15 protein-coding genes are annotated in these 19020 nt (G+C 60.4%); 6 read left to right on the top strand and 9 right to left on the bottom strand.

Going from position 1 to position 19020, the window contains the following annotated elements; genetic code table 11:
* Positions 1 to 45 precede the first annotated feature (45 nt).
* The 5 genes from H1B37_RS08210 to H1B37_RS08190 form a co-directional block, all read right to left on the bottom strand.
* Positions 46 to 1458: a DUF1501 domain-containing protein gene (locus tag H1B37_RS08210; protein WP_182866160.1), complete on the bottom strand. Its 1413-nt coding sequence runs from the start codon at positions 1456 to 1458 to the stop codon at positions 46 to 48.
* A 38-nt stretch (positions 1459 to 1496) separates the two neighbouring features.
* A complete protein-coding gene (locus tag H1B37_RS08205) occupies positions 1497 to 3416 on the bottom strand; it encodes a DUF1553 domain-containing protein (protein ID WP_182866159.1) in 1920 nt (639 codons plus the stop codon).
* A gap of 21 nt (positions 3417 to 3437) precedes the next feature.
* Complete coding sequence (locus H1B37_RS08200) at positions 3438 to 4652, bottom strand: Rid family hydrolase (protein WP_182866158.1); 1215 nt, start codon at positions 4650 to 4652, stop codon at positions 3438 to 3440.
* Positions 4653 to 4671: 19 nt separating this feature from the next.
* Positions 4672 to 5481 (bottom strand): PP2C family protein-serine/threonine phosphatase, encoded by an 810-nt coding sequence (locus tag H1B37_RS08195; RefSeq protein ID WP_182866157.1) that lies wholly within the window; start codon positions 5479 to 5481, stop codon positions 4672 to 4674.
* Between the two features lie 337 nt (positions 5482 to 5818).
* Entirely contained in the window at positions 5819 to 6217 is a 399-nt protein-coding gene (locus H1B37_RS08190; RefSeq protein ID WP_182866156.1) for a hypothetical protein, read from the bottom strand.
* Positions 6218 to 6699: 482 nt separating this feature from the next.
* On the opposite strand from H1B37_RS08190, the gene H1B37_RS08185 reads away from it, so the two are divergent.
* The gene (locus H1B37_RS08185; RefSeq protein WP_182866155.1) at positions 6700 to 7980 is read left to right on the top strand and encodes a hypothetical protein; all 1281 of its coding nucleotides are present in this window, start codon (positions 6700 to 6702) and stop codon (positions 7978 to 7980) included.
* Positions 7981 to 8112: 132 nt separating this feature from the next.
* Here H1B37_RS08185 and H1B37_RS08180 read toward each other — a convergent pair whose 3' ends face one another.
* A complete protein-coding gene (locus H1B37_RS08180) occupies positions 8113 to 9222 on the bottom strand; it encodes a hypothetical protein (RefSeq protein ID WP_182866154.1) in 1110 nt (369 codons plus the stop codon).
* A gap of 250 nt (positions 9223 to 9472) precedes the next feature.
* Between H1B37_RS08180 and H1B37_RS08175 the strand changes: the two genes are divergently transcribed.
* Both H1B37_RS08175 and H1B37_RS08170 read left to right on the top strand, forming a co-directional pair.
* Positions 9473 to 10204 (top strand): glucosamine-6-phosphate deaminase, encoded by a 732-nt coding sequence (locus H1B37_RS08175; RefSeq protein ID WP_182866153.1) that lies wholly within the window; start codon positions 9473 to 9475, stop codon positions 10202 to 10204.
* The gene (locus tag H1B37_RS08170) at positions 10201 to 11112 is read left to right on the top strand and encodes an N-acetylglucosamine-6-phosphate deacetylase (protein ID WP_182866152.1); all 912 of its coding nucleotides are present in this window, start codon (positions 10201 to 10203) and stop codon (positions 11110 to 11112) included. Before H1B37_RS08175 ends, H1B37_RS08170 begins: the two co-directional genes overlap by 4 nt.
* A 103-nt stretch (positions 11113 to 11215) precedes the next feature.
* On the opposite strand, the gene H1B37_RS08165 is transcribed toward H1B37_RS08170, so the two are convergent.
* Entirely contained in the window at positions 11216 to 13297 is a 2082-nt protein-coding gene (locus tag H1B37_RS08165) for a carboxy terminal-processing peptidase (protein WP_286177526.1), read from the bottom strand.
* A 164-nt stretch (positions 13298 to 13461) separates the two neighbouring features.
* Complete coding sequence (locus tag H1B37_RS08160) at positions 13462 to 14814, bottom strand: S1C family serine protease (protein ID WP_286177525.1); 1353 nt, start codon at positions 14812 to 14814, stop codon at positions 13462 to 13464.
* 94 nt (positions 14815 to 14908) lie between these two features.
* Between H1B37_RS08160 and H1B37_RS08155 the strand changes: the two genes are divergently transcribed.
* Positions 14909 to 16198 carry a thymidine phosphorylase gene (locus tag H1B37_RS08155; protein ID WP_182866150.1) on the top strand — a complete coding sequence of 430 codons (1290 nt, stop codon included), beginning with the start codon at positions 14909 to 14911 and terminating at the stop codon, positions 16196 to 16198.
* Positions 16199 to 16307: 109 nt separating this feature from the next.
* Positions 16308 to 16721: a cytidine deaminase gene (gene cdd / locus H1B37_RS08150; protein ID WP_182866149.1), complete on the top strand. Its 414-nt coding sequence runs from the start codon at positions 16308 to 16310 to the stop codon at positions 16719 to 16721.
* A gap of 222 nt (positions 16722 to 16943) precedes the next feature.
* Here cdd and H1B37_RS08145 read toward each other — a convergent pair whose 3' ends face one another.
* On the bottom strand, positions 16944 to 18104 hold the full coding sequence (locus H1B37_RS08145) for a DegT/DnrJ/EryC1/StrS family aminotransferase (RefSeq protein ID WP_182866148.1): 1161 nt from the start codon (positions 18102 to 18104) through the stop codon (positions 16944 to 16946).
* Between the two features lie 278 nt (positions 18105 to 18382).
* Between H1B37_RS08145 and H1B37_RS08140 the strand changes: the two genes are divergently transcribed.
* Positions 18383 to 18991: an RNA polymerase sigma factor gene (locus H1B37_RS08140; RefSeq protein WP_182866147.1), complete on the top strand. Its 609-nt coding sequence runs from the start codon at positions 18383 to 18385 to the stop codon at positions 18989 to 18991.
* Positions 18992 to 19020 lie beyond the last annotated feature (29 nt).

The following is a 19020-nucleotide window of genomic DNA, read 5'->3' as shown; positions in this document are numbered from 1 at the left end:
CAGGCTGGAAGCCGATCCCACGTTGCTTGGGCCAGGGCGGGAGCATCAAGTGATTTCATCGAGTCGCCCGCCGCTCTTCATCCCCTCGTCCGCTCCGGGGGTCGCGCGGACAAACTCGCCCATCGGATGCGGCAGACTCGCTTCGGGGTCGATGCCCAATAATTCATACATGGTTCCGATCAGATCACCGGGATAAACCGGTCGGTCTTGGACGGTTTCGCCGCGCGCATCGGAAGCGCCGACGACGTGACCGCCGCGAAATCCGCCGCCGGCGACCAGAGAGGAGAACACGGCACCGAAGTGATGTCGGCCGCCGTTCCAAGGCGACTCGGAGGCGACCTTGGGGGTGCGGCCGAATTCGCCGATGCACCACACGATGGTGCTGTCCAACATGCCCCGGTCGTCCAGATCCGCGATCAACGTGGCCAGCCCGCGATCGAGTTCGGGCAGCTTGCGCCGCATCGCTGGAAAGTGATCCTTGTGCGTGTCCCAACCGCCGTGGTTGATGGTCACGAACTTGCAACCGCTTTCGATCAATCGCCGCGCGGCCAAACAAGACTGGCCAAATTTGGTGCGACCATAACGGCTTCGTATGTCGTCGGATTCGGTGTTCAAATCAAAGACCTTTCCGGCATCCCCGACGATCAGGTCATAGGCGTGCTGGCGCGATTGGGCGGCCAGCGACAAATCCGGGCGGTCGGGGATCAGGTTTCCCAGCGAGTTCATTTCGCGGAGCAGCCGGCGTCGTTCAAGTTGTTGTTCTTTGGACAGGTGCGGCGAGATGATTCCTTCCACGGCAAACCTGGCCGCATTGGGGTCACCGCCGGTGGCGAACGGTTTGTACTTGATGCCCATGAATCCGGCTTCACTGAACCGACCTTGGGGGCTGGTCAACACGATGTACGGCGGGATCAGAGTCTCTTCCGCCCCCGACTCGGTTTCCGGGAATCCCTTGAACGCCGTCACCACCGCTCCGGCGGCGGGATAGACCAGACGGCCGGGCATCCGTCCGGTTTGAGTCAGGTAGGACGCCGTTTCGTGACCGTTGACGCCGTGGGTCACGCTGCGAATCAACGAATACTTGTCCGCGACCTGACTGAGTTCGGACAACAACTGTCCGACGTGAACGCCAGTCACATTGGTCGCACTGGTGGTTGTAAACGGGCCGGTGAAATCGCTGCCCGAGTCGGGTTTCGGATCAAACGTGTCGGTATGCGGCGGGCCGCCGGCCAACCAAATTTGAATCACAGCTTTGGCCTTGGCCGCATCCAGCGACCGTACCGGCGTGGCGTCGGGCGATGTCGCAGCGGACTTCGCAGCGACCGTGTCGGCGGCGGCGACGCGGTGAGCAGAGATCAAGTGTGACGCCATCATCAATCCGGCGGCATTGATCGCGCCGCCATGAACGATTTGGCGGCGGTGGAGCATTCCACGGTGGGCGGGTAGTCGCTGTGTCATGGTCGGGTTCTCCGGTTTCTAAGGTGCCGGCACCGCGTTCAATGTCGGAACAGGAATTCATCACTGTTGATCAGGATCCAGGCCAACTCTTGCGCCCCACGCGGATCGTCACAGAGCGCCCCCGCGGTGGTGAGTTCGTTTTCGGTCGGCCGGCGTGACAAGACGGCCAAATAAATCCGTTCGGCCGTGTCCCAGCAGTCGCGGCCCTGGGAAACCAAGCTTCGAATGCCCGGCCCACGTTCGATTTTGTTGCGGATGTGATTGGAATTGAGCAGGTGCAACGCTTGGGAAGCCGTCAGTCGGTTGTTGCGTTCAGAAACCAGACCGGTGTCGCGCGCCGGACGGCCGAACATTTCCAAGAAGCTGCTGGTGATGCTGCCGTCGGGCAATCGGATCGCGCGATGATGCTCTGGTAAGAACGTGTACGGTTCCGGAATGATGCTCATGTACGTTTCGGTCGTCTCGGTGATCTGGCAAATCGCGTCGATCAACACCTCGGCGTCCAGCCGCCGCGTCGGGTAGTATGCGAAGTACCGGGCCGCTGCATCGTCATCGGATGGCGGAATGCAAGACATCTGGTAGGCGCTGGAGTTCAGGATCAGCCGATAGACGTGTTTCATGTCATAGTCCGACTCGATCAACTCTCGCGCCAGGGTGTTCAGCAGCGGCAGGTTTGCCGGCGGGTTATCGTGCCGCACGTCGTCGGGCGGATCGACGATGCCGCGTCCGACCAGCCCGTACCAAATCCGGTTGGTCACGGCGCGGGCGAACCATGGATTGCGGCGATCGGTCAACCAATCGGCAAACACTTCGCGTGGATCTTGATCCGGCGGAATCGTGACCGAGACGCCGCTGGGATACATGGCGACGACGGCTTGATTCGGATCGGCTCCGCCACGTCGCCGATCAAAGAAAACGATCTCCTCCTTCCATTCGCCGGTCGGTTTGTAGCCGACCTTGCTGAAGAACTGGGCCACGCCGGCGCGTCTCGAGGGCGGCCAATGGTCGGTGCGTTCGCCGAGAAACGTCAACGCGACCACGTGCGAAATCGTCTCGGGTTCCTTGCTCTGGAGCGCCCGGTAAAAGTTGACTTGCGGTGTGCGAAAATTGCTGCCCGAGGAAGTCAGCAACGCGCGTGCAAACTGGTCGTAGGGCATGTTGTGCTTGAGCGACCGGCGGATCCAGCGGTGATAGGCCTGGGCGGCCGCCGGCCACAGGTTAATCGGGAATTCCGCTTTGACCCGCAGAACGTCGCACCATTTCATCGCCCAATAGTCGGCGAACTCGGGTCGTTCCAACACTTCATCGATCAACGCCTTGCGTTTGCCCTCTCGATGATCGTCCAAAAACGACCGGGCTTCCTCGACCGTCGGAAGCGTCCCCAGGACGTCGATGTAGACTCGGCGCAAGAACACTTCGTCGGAGCACAGTTTGGCAGGTTTGATGCCCAACGCGATCAATTTGCGAAAGACGTCGTCGTCGACGGCGTTGCGTCCGTGGATCGGGTATTTGCTTTCGTAGATCTCTCGGACGTCGGGAACCGCAGCGGGGACGGATCGGCCCAAGCCCGACGCGGTGACCATCGTTGCGGCAGTGGCGGATCGGGTACCACCGCGGCCGTCGGAATCAGACGGGGGCAAGATCCGACCCTCCTCATGAAGCGTTCGAGGGCGTGACACGGAACCCTGGTTTGAAACCTCGGGCGTCGCGTGATCGGGGCGCATCGCAGCCGATCGAACCGCAGCACCCGCGACGCGCTGATCCGCCGCTTGCAGTGGCTGCTCTGGCGGCGGCGGGACGGTCAGCCACCAAACCAATCCGCTCAGCACGGCGACCGACAGGGACACGCCGCCGGCCAGCAACCAGATCGGGCTCCAAGGTTCGCGGTGTCGTCGAAAACGGTGGTTCCGTATTCGAATGACACCGAAATCTTGGGGTCCGAAAGGGCGACTCGACATCACATGCCTTTTGAAAATCGACTAGGGCGAATGGGTCACGTCGGAGAAAGCGACGCCTTCGATTTCGACCAGCAAATCGGGACGGCACACATCGGCCACGGCATAAATCGCCGGCACGGGGCCGAAGCGGGATTCGACGATCGCCCGACAGGTCTCATAATCGCGCGGATGTTTGACATACACACGCACCTTGGCCAAATCCGTCAACTCGGCTCCCATCCCCGCCAGCCCATGCTGCCGGAAGTTGTTGCCGCTGATCAAGTTTTGAATGTTGTCGATCGTCTGCCGGGTCTGCTTTTCGACGTCGCCCAAGTGAACGGTTTCCGAATCCAGAATACTGGCGGTACCGGAGATCCAGGTGGTCACATGGTCGCCGATCTTGACGGCCATGGCGCGTGAAAACAGTGGGCTTCGGGGCGAGTACTTCCGTGCGTAGTCAAACGCCGACGTCTGGCGCGGGTTTTCCAGCGGATGCAGCGAGACGTCCTCGCGACGGGTTTGCAATCCCAGACAACTGACGGTCAATCCCTTGCCGGCCATTCCGATCCCGGTGCTGGCCGGGTAGAACGCATGCCCGTGCCGTGACGTGTTGATTTGCCCGACCGATTCCAGCTGTTGAAAGAAGTCGGCGCGAGCCCGGTTCAATTCTCGATAGCGTTCGATCGTTTCCCCGTCCGCGCCCGGTTGCGGCTCGGTGATGCCGCCTTGGTACAACCAGATTCGGCAGACGTCATTGAACGTCGCCCCGACATGCTGCAGCCGCTGGGCCAGCAGGCCGAAGGAATGTTTCGCTTCGTCATAGGCACACGCGGCGTCGCAGGGGGACGTGATGCCGGCGACATAGATCCATCGCAGCTGATCGTAGGTGACGGTGACCAGATCGGGCAACGGGAAACGGACCTCGATCCCATCGCCTCCCAGCGCCCAGGCTTCGATTGCGAGGGCTTGTCCGGCACAAGGCGGCTGAATCACAAAACTGGTCGCCGGAACACGGTCTTGGTAAGACGCTTTGAACAGCTTTCGAAACGCATCGATGTCGTCGGCCGAGCGGACGAAGACGGTTTGCTTGGTCAACGACATCTCGACCGGTTGCCGTTTCAAAATGTCTTGGATGGTCGAAATCGCTTCCCGGGCTTGGTCGATCGGAGTGCCGACATTGGGCGGCGTGATCATCAACGCCACCCGTGTGACGTCATCCAATTGGACGACGCGGTGCTGCTGTTGGCTCATTAACATCGCTTCATCGTTGCCCGTCTCACGTTTGAAAGACGACGCAAGAGACGTTGTCGCGCGCCTCGCGATCGATCGCCGCCTTGATCAGTTGATCGACACACTCTTGCGGGTCAGAACATGCTTTCATGACTTGTTCGATTTCGTCATCGGTCAGCTCGTCGGTCAGCCCATCGGAAGTGAGCATGACGAAATCTCCCTCGGCGACCTGTGCCGATCGCAGTCGCGGAGTATTCTTGAATCCCTGCGGGCTGATTCCGTTGGTGACGATGTGCCGCCAGCGATGAGTCCGAGCCTCGTTTGCAGTGATGATCCCCGCATCCACCATGCCTTGGACCAGCGTTTCATCCTTGGTCAGCCGCGTCAGTTTGTCTTGATGCACCAGGTAGATGCGGCAGTCGCCGATCGTCCCGTAGTACATTCGCCCGTAGTAGACGAAGGCGGCGGCCAACGTGCATCCCATCTGTTCATAGTCGCAATGCTTTCGCGCGACCGCTGACATCTCGCCGACCGCCCAGTCCAGCGAATTTCCGTACGCCGCCTGAATCCCGGAATACGTGAGCGCGTTCTCAAACACACTATTGCGCCAGACCGACGGAACCGTCTCCACCGCGATCTGACTGGCCATCGCACCACCGTGATGCCCCCCCATGCCATCGGCGACCAAGTACACCTGACTTCGATCGCAGCGATAAATCCGGTCTTCGTTGTAATCGCGACCGCCACATACCGAAGCTGCCGCCGAACGGATTCCGAGTGTTGCACCGCCGTGTCGGATGCCAGCAGCAGCGTCGCCAGAGTGGGAATCAAGTCGTTGAAAAGTAGAACTGACCATCGCGTCATCGTCCTTTCGATAGAGGGTGGACTCTATCAAGTGCACTAATGGTGCCAGACGAATCGGTCGTCCCAAAGTAAATCCGCGAAGCGTGAAATCATTCGAGTTTCACGCGCGATCACGCCAGGCCTGTGACATTTTGTCAGCCCACGACAACGGATCCCTCCGCAGGCGCCCTACAAGACGGTGCAGCAGACGGGGCTCCCCCACTCCAACACCGTGCCGCATTGACACATCCGGGGTGCGAATCGGCACGTGCGGAAGTGACACTTCTCACCGACTGTCGTCGGCAGCTTTGACGGTTTCGGTTCCTTCCGTTTCTCGCAGGATCAGCTGTTTAACGCCAAACTCCGCACTGTTCATCATTCTGCCCCGCATCATTCTGTCCCGCATCATTCTGCCATCCCTCTCCTGCCCCCCGCCGTCGTGACACGCCACCGTCGCCCGGTTGCCCGGGCTCATTCCCAATTCCATGCATCTCGGGTTGGCGTTGCCGTGGTACCCGGCGCCGCCCGATTCGCCGAACGTCACTCAGTGGCACCGAACGGACATGCTTTGCCGGCGGAACGATCACGTACAGCCGATCGGCATCGACGACAAACTGCCAGGGGGCCGTGATGAAGATCGTTTCGCCATGGACCAACTGGACCGCGATCGGAGCGAAGGGGATCGCTCGTTGCAACTGGCGGAGCATCCGCACAAGCTGCTGCTTTTTCTCGCAATTAGGCTGATTCATCGATCCCACGGGCAAAGATTTTGTACGCGTCGGGCGAGCCAAGTATTCCGCCGCATCTCGGTTTCGGGTAGCGGAGGAGGCGACGAGTCCTCGCAGTTCGCAATCCGAAAGGACTCCTCGCGTCATCCACTACCGTTGCCCCCAATCTGAAGGCAGCTCCGTAAAACGCGATTGAGGGCGATTTCGGTAGAAAGCAGCGGCGTCCGGTTTGATTGTACCGCCCGCGACCAAGATTCCCCACGAAGTTTCGGATCCGCGCCCGATTTCAGCTCGAAACGCGGCCTAGTGCATTTGTCGAGCGGAAAAGAGGTCAGCTACCAAAAACCAAATGGCCCGAAGGGTGCTTCGCATTGTTGGTACCTGCCCCCTTTTCCGCGGCACGCTAAGTTTAAGCGTTGACGAAGCACTCGCTTTTGTCCCCGCTGGTCCGAGCGTTAAAATGATCAGTGCAACGCCCCCCTTCCCGCCTACAAAGGATCCCCATGCGACGCTTCCACCCGTGTTTGACGCTTGCGGCAATCGTGATCTGCTGCTGTGGTTGCGAAAAGAATCCGCTCAGCGGCATGTTCGGCTCGGACGATCCGGCCGGCGACGACGGCGCGACCGAGCTGGTCGAGGGTGCCGATGCACCGTCCACGATCGCCGTCGTTTCCGAAACGATCGGTGACGCCCAGCTGCGCAAGCGCCTCGGCGACCTGTTCGAACGAGTCCTGCCGACGCTGGAGGAGACGCGCGAGTTGGTCGACCGGCACGCCGACCTTCCCGACAGCTCGGTCATCCCCTTCAAGTTGGACAAACAATCCAACTCCGCCCAGATCAACGAACTACTCGATCAAGCGATCGTGGCACTGAGCGTCTCGGAAGTCAGCGACTACCGCCAACGAATCCGCGAGGCCAACGAAGCGATCGCACAGGCCCGAACCAACATCGCCGACTACCGCCGCCAACGGGTTTCGGCGTCATGGGCGAAGGACCAAAGTCAGCTCGACAAGGTCAACCCGTTCGAGCTGTCCAAAGAAGCGATTGATGAAAGCATCGACGCCGAAGAGGAGGAGATCGAACGCCAGACCAAGACCCTGGCCGAACTGAAAGAGACGTTTGCCGAAGAGCTTTCCAAAATCGGAGTCGAAGTCGACCAGGAGGGTGTCGAATCGCTGCTGTCCTCCGTCTCCGGCGATGACATCGTGACGATGGCGGTGGTTTTCGACAACATCAAACATGTCACCGTCCAATTGCAGGAGCTGACCGAAAACAGCGGCGAAGCGCTCGATGTTTCGAAACGTTACTACGGGATCTACGTCGTCATGATCCATGTGATGGACCGGATCCAAAAAACGTTCGTTCGCGACGTCAATGAAAAACACATCCCGAAATTGAACGAGTTTGCCGCCCAGGCCAAGCAGAACATCAAACAAGCGCGGACCCTGATCGAAGTCAGCGGCGGTGATCGAGAAGTCTTGGAAGCCAACATCGCCTCCAACGAACTGACACGCGAAACGGCCAACTTGTACATCGAGTACCTGAAACGCAACGCCGCGCTGATCGAAAAGGAGAACAAGCTGGCTCAGAAAAAACTGGCCACCGCGATGAACACCTACGACACCGTCAAACTCTCCAGCGACGTCGCGGCGTTGATGAACACCGGCCGCCGCGATTTCGAAACGTTGATGAGGTTGAAGGTCCCCTCGTTGCGCGAGTTCAACAACGCAGCAATCCGCAAGGAATTCGAACGGATGACGTCCGAATTGCGCGCCGGTAGGTAAAACCTGCGAGCGCGACGCGTTAGCGAGCGGCTTGTGTCGACAGCCCATGAAACGCTTGCCACTCGCTGACGCGTCGTGCTGGCGTTGCGTCGTGCTGGTATTCCATGCCAGCGACCTGTCCTTACACGCAAACTACCCCGCGCGTCGGGCCGGCACGGCCGCGGGGGTCAGGTAGGGGAACAGGTGCAAACGCAGGGTGGACTGGTTTTCTAAGTCACGGCAAAACGCCGTGGGGCTGAGGTGGGATTCGTAGTACTCGATCACGCCGCGTCGCAGACGCAGGATGTCATCCTGATCCATCATTTCGATCCGCGCCACGGCATGCCGCAGTCCGTCGATCCCTCGGTAGGCGATGCAGTTTTCACCGTCACGCAGCGGCGGCGTGAACAGCGATTCGTATTCCAAAACAGGAATGGTTCCGACGGCGATGGCTTCGATGGCGTTGTGCGAAAGCGGGTAATCACAACCGGGGGCGGCCAGAAAAAAGTCGCTCTGGGCCAGCAGTCCCAACCAACGACTCGCGTCGGTGCGGTACGTCGCGTTGTCGATCAAGACGAACGCTTCGTGACGTTGCCGTTGGGCCGATTCAAGTTGCTGGTCGCTTTGAATCGACAGCGTTGAATCGGTGAAGTAGCGATGGACTTCACAAACCACGCGATAGCGGTCCAATGGCCTAAGCCGTGTGTACTTCTTGATCCGGCGATAGGAGGCCTGGGAACAGTGGCCGCCGAAGAACAGTCGCCAAACACGCTCACGACGCCGATAGTCGTCGAACCGTTGGTCTTCGTTGTTGTCCCAAACTGCAGGGTAAAAACTGTACGGCATCGGCAGGTCTCCCGGCCGGAGCGGTTGATTCGTTCCCGTCAAAACGGGCACGGTCCGCCGGGCGTGACGATGCGTGCGGGTGCCATCGGACAGACAGAGGTCGAACGGGCGAAAGTCCGCGGGAAGTTGGTCTTCCAAAAACGGACGCGTCCGGGCCAACGCGCTGGCTTTGAAGGTGCGATGGCCGGTTTGTAAAAAGGCCAACCGCGGGACCATGGCGAGATCGTATCCGCCACGCCGCAACAGCATGACCAGGGCGTGAAAGCGTCGCCCCTGCTCTCCGTCGCTGGCGATTCGTCGCAAGTCCAACAAACAACTTCGCGATCGATCCGGCAGATCCTCCGGTGCCGCGTCGCGCCAGCCGTGAAACACGCGTTGACAATGCGCGTAACGCATCAACCAACGGTGCTGTTTCATGGTGCGTTCAACCGCCAGACCGAAACGTCGCAAGTTCGCCAATGGGTTGGGCATGATCGCAGGTGGGGGTCAAAACTTGGTAAGATCTCGGGCGCTCGCTGCGGCACGGCCTGATCGGCCCGTTGATTGTCGCCGCGGCGGGATCCTAACGACCCAAACCGATCGATCGCTAGATCAGGTCGACCCACGACACCCAATGGAGCCATTCGGGACTACTGTGAAGACCATTGTCACCCCAACCCCATCCGAAATGGGGCGTTACGCCGCCCAACATGCCGCCCAAGACCTTCGCGATGCCATCAAGAACAACGGCCAGGCGTACTTAATCGTGGCGACCGGCGCGTCCCAGTTCGAAGTGCTGTCACATCTGGTTGCCCAAGATGACATCGATTGGAGCCGCGTGCACGGATTTCATTTAGACGAATACATCGGGATCGGCCAGGAGCATCCGGCATCGTTTTGCGGGTATCTGAAACAGCGGTTTGTCGACCAGGTTCCATTGGCTTCATTTCACTACTTGGCCGGTGACAGCGACGCCGAGGAGACGGTCCGCCAGGCGGCCGCCAAAATCGCGGCCGTCACCGTCGACGTGGCGCTGGTCGGGATCGGTGAAAACGGTCACCTGGCCTTCAACGATCCGCCGGCGGACTTCGAAACCGAATCGCCCTACCTGATCGTCCAATTGGACCACGAGTGCCGCATGCAGCAAGTCGGTGAAGGCTGGTTCGGCTCGCTGGACGAGGTCCCCACCCACGCGATCAGCATGTCGGTCAAACAGATCTTGAAAACCAAACACATCTACTGCAGCGTGCCCGACGAGCGCAAGGCGGCGGCCGTCCGCGACACCCTGTGCGGCCCGATCACCACGGAGGTCCCCGCCAGCATCTTGCGAAACCACGACGGGACGACGTTGATCATCGACGATGCCGCGGCATGCAAGATTCCCGAAGACGTCAAAGCAACGTTGGGGCGATTCCAATGAGCGGCTCTGTCGATTTGCAGGTCAACGGGTACTACGGAGTCGATTTCAACAGCGATGATCTGACCGACGAGGCAATCCTGACCGCATGCCGGCAACTCCGCGATGACGGTGTCGAGTCGTTCTTGCCGACGATCATCACCGACCAAATCGATTCGATGGTTGGCCGCATCAGCCGGATCGCCGAGGCCGCCGAGACGCATGCCGAAATCGCAGAAATCGTCGCGGGCATTCACGTCGAAGGCCCGTTCATCAGTCCCGAACCGGGCTTCGTCGGCGCCCATCCGGTCGATTGTGTCCGCGAAGCGACCGTCGATCGGGCCAAGCAATTGGTCGACGCGGGACGCGGGCGGGTGCGGCTGGTGACGCTGGCCCCGGAAATGCCGGGGACGGTCGAGGTCACGCGTTGGTTGTGCGACCAGTCGATCGTGGTCGCCGCCGGGCACAGCGATGCGTCCATCGCGCAGCTGCGACAAGCGATCGATGCCGGGTTGTCGATGTTCACCCACCTGGGCAACGGCTGTCCGGGGCAAATGCACCGCCACGACAACATCGTCCAGCGGGTGCTCTCGCTGTCCGATCAACTGGTGATCTCGTTGATCGCCGACGGACATCACGTCCCCTGGTTTGCCCTGGCGAACTATTGCAAGTGCATTCCGGAAGAGAACATCGTGATCGTGACCGACGCGATCGCGGCGGCCGGATTGGGACCGGGATTTTATCGCTTGGCCGGCCAGATGGTCGAAGTCGACCAGCACCTGGCCGCCTGGGCCGAAGGTCACGGGCACTTTGCCGGATGCGCGACCACGATGCCGCAGATGGCCGAAATGCTCGGCCGTCACCTGGGCATCGATCCCGATCGGATTGATCGTTGGACGCGGACCAACCCACGACGTGTGTTAGACGGTTGATCCGCTTGCCAGCGGGAAGCGTTAGCGAGCGGCGCGTGTCGACAGCTCACGAAGCGCAGGCCACTCGCTTACGCGTCGTGCTGGCATTGCGTCGTGCTGCGTCTCAGTTGGCCCGGACCAGCTTTTCGCGCCGCAACCCTTCGATGTAGTCGGCGGCGATGTTGATCACTTCGCGGTTGTAGAACGTGTCGCGGAAAACTTCTTTGTCCGTCTCCTGCTCCAACTCTTCCTTTTCTTCTTCTTTTTGAGCGTCCAGTTCATCACGTCGCTGCATGAAGGCGGTTTCCTCCAGCGGAACCGTTTTTTCTTCCTTCTGTTTGACAAACAATTCGATGCGTCGCATCAGATCGACAAACTCTTCGTCGGATTTGACGCGTTGCTCGGAGTTTTGTCGCAACTGGGTCAGCAGGTCGCTGGGCACCAGGTTGTAGATGTCGTGGCGAGCACCATTGATGCGGTCCTCTTCCAAGGCGTACTTCAGGTCCCCTTCGGCGACATCCATTTTCTGGGTCAAACTGGGCAGCACGATGTCCGCCGCCACGCCGCCGCGTTGGGTGCTTTCGCCGTCGGGCAGATAGAACTGTTGCAGCGTGACTTTCAGCGCCCCGTAGTTTTGACGTTGTGTCAGGAACAGTCGCTCGCCGAGGTCCATCAGCGTTTGCACGGTGCCTTTGCCGTGCGTGGCCGGATCGCCGACGATGATGCCGCGGTTGTAATCTTTGATCGCACCGGCAAAGATCTCGCTGGCACTGGCGCTGAACTTGCTGGTCAGCACGACCAGCGGTCCGCTCCACACGGTGCCGATTTCTTCGTCGTTGTACTGCTGGATTTGACCGCGTGAGTCTTTGACCTGAACCACGGGGCCACGGTTGATGAACAGCCCGGTCAGGTTGATCGCTTCGGTCAACGATCCGCCGCCGTTACGGCTGAGATCGATGACCACACCTTCGACACCCTTGCTTTTGAAATCCATCAGGATGTTGCGGACGTCGCGGGTGCTGCTGCGGAAATCGGTTCGGTTTTCACGAGCCGCTTGCATGTCCATGTAGAAGCTGGGCAAGTTGATGAAACCGATCTTGCGAACGCTGCCATCGGGCAGGGTGTGATCGAGGACCTTTCCGCGGGCGGCCGACTGTTCCAGTTCGACTTTGGCGCGTGTGATCTTGTAGGTTTCGACCTTGCCCTTGCCGCTCACTTTGACGCCCAAGCGGACGACGGTGCCGGCGTTGCCGCGGATCATGCTGACCACGTCTTGCAGTGGCATTTCGACGATGTCGACCATCGGCCCTTCTTCGCCTTGACCGACCGAGACGATCACGTCATCGGGTTTCAGCCGTTGATCTTTATCGGCCGCTCCGCCGGGAATGATTTGCATCACGACGGTGTTGCCGTCTTTTTCACGCAGTGCCGCACCGATCCCTTGCAATTTCAATCCCATCGAGATGTTGAAATCATCCAGGGTCGACGGCGACATGTAGGTCGAGTGGGGATCGAAGGCGCTGGTCACCGACGTCAGGTAGGCTTCCAACAGATCGTCGTTGCTGTAGGACTTGAATCGTCGTGCGTAGCGATTGTAGCGGCGACGCAACAAGTCGCGAGCCTCGTCGCCTTCGGTGTCGTCGTCCCGCAGATCCAGCAGGGCGTATTTGATCTGACGCCGCCAACGCTCGGTGGCTTCCTGGGGATTCTTGGCGTACTCGGCTGCGTCGGCGTCGACAATGATGTATTCGTCTTTGCCGAAATCGAATTCGGAATCCAGCAATTCAAGCGCCACCGCAACGCGTTCGTCGACCCGCTGGGTGAATCGATTGAAAATCCTGTAGGCCAAGCTCAGATCGCCGCCTTTGACCATGTCGTCGATCTGGTGGCGGTACTGCGAAAATTCGTCGATGTCGGACTGGTAAAAGTACAGCTTCAGCGGGTCGAACCGATCCAGGTACAGATCGAGGGCTCGCTCGCTGATCGTGTCGTCCAGTTCGGCCGAGGAGATGTGAAATTTGGGAATCAAGGACGCGATCAGTTTCGCAATGCGTCGATCCTGGGCGGTGGCCTGAGCGGGTGTCGAGACGGCGGCGGCCTGGTCGGAGCCCGGCAGCACGGGGGTGGCCGGTTGGGACCAGGTCGTTTCGATGGGACCGGCGCAAGCCAAACAAGCCAAAACCGCGGCGGTGACGATCGTGCGCATGGTGAAACAGCGATCCATATGATTGGTCCGGTTTTCAGGTAGTGGGTGGTGGGGGGATGAAAAAGGCGGTGTTTCCCGGCGGGACTACCTCCATCATAGGCCCTCGCAAGCTGGGCCGATGTGGAATGGTAGGAAAGAGACGAAACGCAGACAATGTTGGTTTCTCAATCTTGACCGGTCGGATCATCGACGGTGGCCAATTCGACGGTCAATTCGACGCGTTTTCCCTGACGCCGGACGACGATCGGCTGCTTCGAACCGATCGGTTTGCGTTCGATGGCTTTCTGTAGACCGATGGAATCACGCACCTGTTCACCGGCAAATTCCACGATCACGTCCTGAGGCTGAATCCCTGCCTGCTCGGCGACCGATCCCTTGATGATCTGATACACCAGGATACCAGAATACGGCTCCAAATTGAATTGTTTTGCGATCCGGGGTTTGAGTTCCACCAGGGTGGTCCCGATCGCCGCGCGGCGGACTTTGCCGTGTCGATCCAGTTCGTCGGCGATCCAGCGGGCCTGATTGATCGGGATCGCGAACCCGACGCCCTGATAAAAACCGCTGCGGGTGGCGATCGCGGTGCTGATCCCGACGACTTTCCCGTCCAAATCGATCAGCGCCCCGCCGGAGTTGCCGGGATTGATCGCGGCATCGGTCTGCAACATGCTGCTGCGGCGAATGCGATCGAGTCGGCGATTTTTTCCGCTGATGATCCCCGCACTGACGGTCGCTTCCAGCTTGAACGGGCTGCCGATCGCCAGCACCCAGTCGCCGATTTCCAACTTGTCGCTGTCTCCAACGGTGATCGGATCCAGTTTTTCGGAAAATTTCACCCGCACCATGGCCACGTCGCTGTCGGGATCGCCGCGGACCACGTCGGCGTCGACACGGGTTTCATCGGGTAATTGAACGACCACCCGCGTTGCCCCGGTGATCACGTGGTTGTTGGTGATGATCAACCCGTCCTCCGAGACGATCACGCCCGATCCCAGACCGGTCAATTTTTCTTCGGCCGGAGGCGGCGTGGGAATCTCGGCCCGCTCCAACAGCGGCAATTCGTCCTCAGGCGTTTCCGTCTCGTCGGGATCGCTGGGACCACCCGGACCACCGTTTTGGCCATAGGCGTACAAGACGACGACCGAAGGCGTCGCTCGCTTGGCGGCCATCCGAAACGCCAGGGACAACGCCCGCGGCCCGGCTTGCAAGGCGGCAAGCACTTCCGAACTGGCGACTTCGGGATCGGTTCCGATCGGTTTCCCGTCGGCGCTGGAAGCTGCGTTCTCTGTTTCGGCAACCTGCTCGCTGGCCTGTTCGCTGGCCTGTTCGCTGGCCTGTTCGCTGGCCTGTTCGCTGGGCGTGTCCTGAGAAACCGCTGAATCCAACCGCTTCGCTTCGGGTTGCTGCGACTGGGACGCTGCCTCTTTTGATTCGGCGTCATCGGCCAGGCACGCGGTGACCAGCATCGTGGTGAGCCCCGAAAAAACCAATGCAATAAAAATTCGGGAAAACAACATCAATGTTCCTACAGGTCGACAGATACTGAAACACGTGGCACGATCATCGTAGACTCAATCCACTATAGCGACCCTGCCTACCACGGTCATCCGCATGCTTACCGCCAACCTGCTTGCCAAGAAACGCGACGGCGAACCGCTCGGTGAGGAAGAAATTCGTTTTTTGATCGACGGGTTCTGCAACGGCAACGTGGCCGATTACCAGATGTCCGCGTTCGCCATGGCGGTCTGCTTGCAGGGGATGACTGCCGGGGAGACGGCGGCGCTGACCCGGGCGATGCTCCGCAGCGGCGACGTGCTGCCGCGTGACGTGTCCGGCCAGACGCCTCGTGTGGACAAGCACAGCACCGGTGGACTGGGCGACAAGGTCTCGCTGATTTTGGCGCCCCTGTTGGCCGCCTGTGACGTCCACGTGCCGATGATCAGCGGACGCGGGTTGGGGCTGACCGGCGGGACGTTGGACAAGCTGGAGGCGATCCCCGGATTCCGCACCAATCTGTCCGAAAGCGAATCCGCTGACGTCTTGCGGCAAGCCGGTGCCTTCATCGTCAGTGCGAGCGAGCGGATCGCGCCGGCCGATCGCCGACTGTACGCGCTGCGTGATGTGACCGGGACGGTGGAGTCGATCCCGTTGATCACCGCCAGTATCCTGAGCAAGAAACTGGCCGCCAGTCTGGACGCCCTGGTGATGGACGTCAAAGTCGGTGGGGCGGCGTTCATGAAGACACTCGAAGACGCCAGGGCGCTGGCGGATTCGATCGAACAAGTCGGCAACGCCGCCGGGCTGCCCACCACCGTGTTGATCTCCGACATGGACCAGCCGTTGGGCAAAGCGGTCGGCAACGCGATCGAAGTCAACGAAGCGGTGGCGGTTTTAAAAGGCGAGCAGCGTTCGGATCCCGCGATCGGTGCCGTCCGCGAGCTGACCTTGGAATTGTCCGCACGCGTGCTGGTCGCTGTCTCGGTCGCGGCAGATCGCCAGGACGCCCTGACGCGCCTGAACCAAGCCCTGGACGACGGGTCGGCGATGGAACGTTTCTTGGCGATGGTGGCCGCCCAAGGCGGACACTGGACGGGGGATTTAACCGCCGCCCCCGGATGGGCGGTTGACTCCCGGCACGATGGCTACGTCCAACATCTCGATTGCCAACAAATCGGCTCGACCGTCATCTCGCTCGGAGGCGGACGTCGCCTGCTGGGCGACCCCATCGACCCGACCGTCGGCATCACCATGCAGGTGCGAATCGGCGATCGCGTGCAGCGCGGCCAGACTCTTCTGCATTTGCACTGCCACGACGACCAGCCGACGGAGTATGTTAAACGTCTGCGTGACGCCGTCGTGATCAGCGAGGCCCCCGTGGCGGCGCGGCCGTTGATTTTTTGAAAGGCCATTGATTTTTTGAAAGGCCGTTGCTGTTTCGAAGATTTGCGAATCGACGCTCACGCCCCGATCGATCTGATTCCCTGTTGCACCGATTCGATTTACCGACCTGATGACTGAGTTGAAAACCCGAGAGATCGACCAACTGGTGCGTGCGGCCGTCGAAGCCCGCGATCAAGCCTACGCGCCCCACAGTCATTTTTACGTCGGTGCGGCGCTGTGGATTCCCGGCGGAGAGATCGTCAGCGGATGCAACGTCGAAAACGCCAGCTACTCGCTGTCGATCTGTGCCGAACGCGTCGCCACGTCCGCGGCGGTCTCGCAAGGCCACCGCGCATTCCAAGCGATCGCGATCGCCAGCGTCGGCGGGGTCAGCCCCTGTGGCGCCTGTCGACAATTCTTGTCCGAGTTCGCCAGCGACATGCAAATCATCATGACCGACGTGCTGACCGGGGCACGTCAGATCCGCAAGCTGTCCCAGCTGCTGCCCGACGCGTTTGACGCGTCGAGCTTGCCGGTGACCTAGGCTTGGGCGGAATCGGACGTAGCTGCCGTCGCCAGACGGCGGACCGGCCACGCTCTGGCCAGCGCAGTTACGACCAGAGCGGACGTTCGGGCTAGACAGTCGCCGTCCTCTCCGAGGTCGGCGAGGACCAAAGCTTCGCTTTTTCGCGCACGCGCCGAGTTCGGAGAACACGGCGACTCTCCGAACGCATCGTCACGTCCGCTCATTGAGTTGCGGATCTACCTACGCGGCCTTCTTGGCGCCGGCCCGGTAGAACCCGCTGATGCAGTCGACGACCTGCTCCTGTTCGGCTTCGGTCAACGACGGGAAGATCGGCAGGTTCAAAATTTCCGCGCTGGCGCGTTCGGTTTCCGGCAACGTGCTGCCGTCGACCTTCAAGTACTCAAAGCATTGTTGCTTGTGCATCGGCACCGGATAATAGATCTCGCTGCCCACGCCACGTTCGGCCAAGTGGGCTCGCAACGCGTCACGTCGCCCGCCGCCGACGCGGATGCCGAATTGGTTCCAAACATGGAACGCGTTGGGATCGACGGTCGGCAACACGATTTGATCGGGGCCGACCAAGTCGCGGTCTTGTAGCGAACTCATGTAACGTGATGCGATCTCGTTGCGCGACGTGATGGCATCACCAAGGTGCCGCAATTTGACCCGCAACACGGCGGCTTGAAACGTGTCGATGCGGCTGTTGATCCCGACCGCTTGATGGTAGTAACGCGGACGCATTCCATGGCCGGCCAACAATCGCAAGCGGTCCGCCACGTCTGCATCGCCGCTGGTCAGCATGCCCCCATCGCCCATCCCGCCAAGGTTCTTGGTCGGATAGAAACTGAAGCATCCCACCAGTCCCCAGCTGCCGGCCGGGCGGGAGTGGTAGGCCGCGCCGATCGCTTGGGCGGCATCTTCGACCACGGGGATGTCATGCTCCGCCGCGATCTGACAGATCCGGTCGATTTGTGCGCACTGGCCGAACAGGTGGACCGGGATGATCGCCTTGGTGTTTTCGGTGATCGCCTCGGCGACACACTGGGGGTCCATGTTGAAGGTGTCCGGGCAGATGTCGACGAACACCGGGGTCGCCCCCAGCCGCGTGATGCAGCTGACCGAGGCAAAGAAAGTGAAACTGGGGACGATGACTTCGTCGCCGGCTTTGATGTCCAACGCCATCAATGACAACAACAACGCGTCGCTGCCCGATGCACAGCCGACCGCGTGGTCGACCTGGCTGTAGCGGGCGATTTCGGCTTCGAGTTCGGTGACGTCCGGGCCGAACAAAAATCGGCCGCTGTCGACGACCGCGGCGAGCGCTTCAACGAATTCGTCGCGGTGGGGCTTGTTGTCGCGGTTCACGTCCAGCAACGGGACGGTGGTGTTTGGGCCAGCCATGGTCGAACCTTCCTTGTTCGTTTCGTTTTTAGGAATTCGCGAGCAGGCACAGTCCCCATTGTCCGGTCGGACCACGTCGATCGCGATTGTATTTCTGAGCGGGGAACTCGGCGTTGGGTGATACCCGCGAACGATCGATCAGGTCAATAGAAAACGACTTCACAAAAACGTCAGAAAAAATCGACTTCACGCGGAATTTATTTTTTTACCGCCCTAACAAATCTGTCCCCCGCTCGTGTTGTCCCCTGTACCGCGTCCCCGATTCGTCCAAAACCACCATGTCCGACCCTTCTGCAGCCGAAATGCTGGCCGATGGCCCCGATTCCGTGACGAACGACGACGCCGATGCGGAGGCCCAACCGCCGCCGCAACGGTCGCCGTGTTGGTCACAGGATGAATTGTCGCAGCTGATCGGTCGGTACGAGGGGCAATTGCTTGCATACGCCCGACGGATGCTCGGCGGCGACTGGCAGGCCGCCCAAGACGCGGTGCAAGAGACGTTTTTACGGCTGTGCCGCGAGGATCGCGAGAAAATCGCCGCTCGCGTCCAGCCCTGGTTGTTCGCCGTTTGCCGAAGCCGAGTGATCGACATGCAACGTACCAAACACGCCCACCCGATCGACGCCGCCGAAATCACGGTCCAAGACCCCCACCCGGACGCCCCTGCGGCCGCCCTGGCCGCCGAACAGGCCGACGCGACCGAGAGCCGGTTGGCGGTGCTGGTCAGTCGACTTTCGAAGCGTCAACAAGAAGTCCTGCGTTTGCGGATGCAAGCCGGACTGAGCTACCGCGAGATCGCCGAGGTCACGGGGCTGACGGTCAGCAACGTCGGCTTTCATCTGCACGCCGCCGTCCGCTCCCTGAAAGACGCGGTCGCCACCACCTGAAGGTCGCCCACGCCCGTCTTTGTCCTGAA

The organism is Stieleria mannarensis, from assembly GCF_014154935.1.
GTDB lineage: Bacteria > Planctomycetota > Planctomycetia > Pirellulales > Pirellulaceae > Stieleria > Stieleria mannarensis.
The sequence above is the reverse complement of the archived record's forward strand: the minus strand, read 5'-3'. Positions and strand labels throughout refer to the sequence as shown.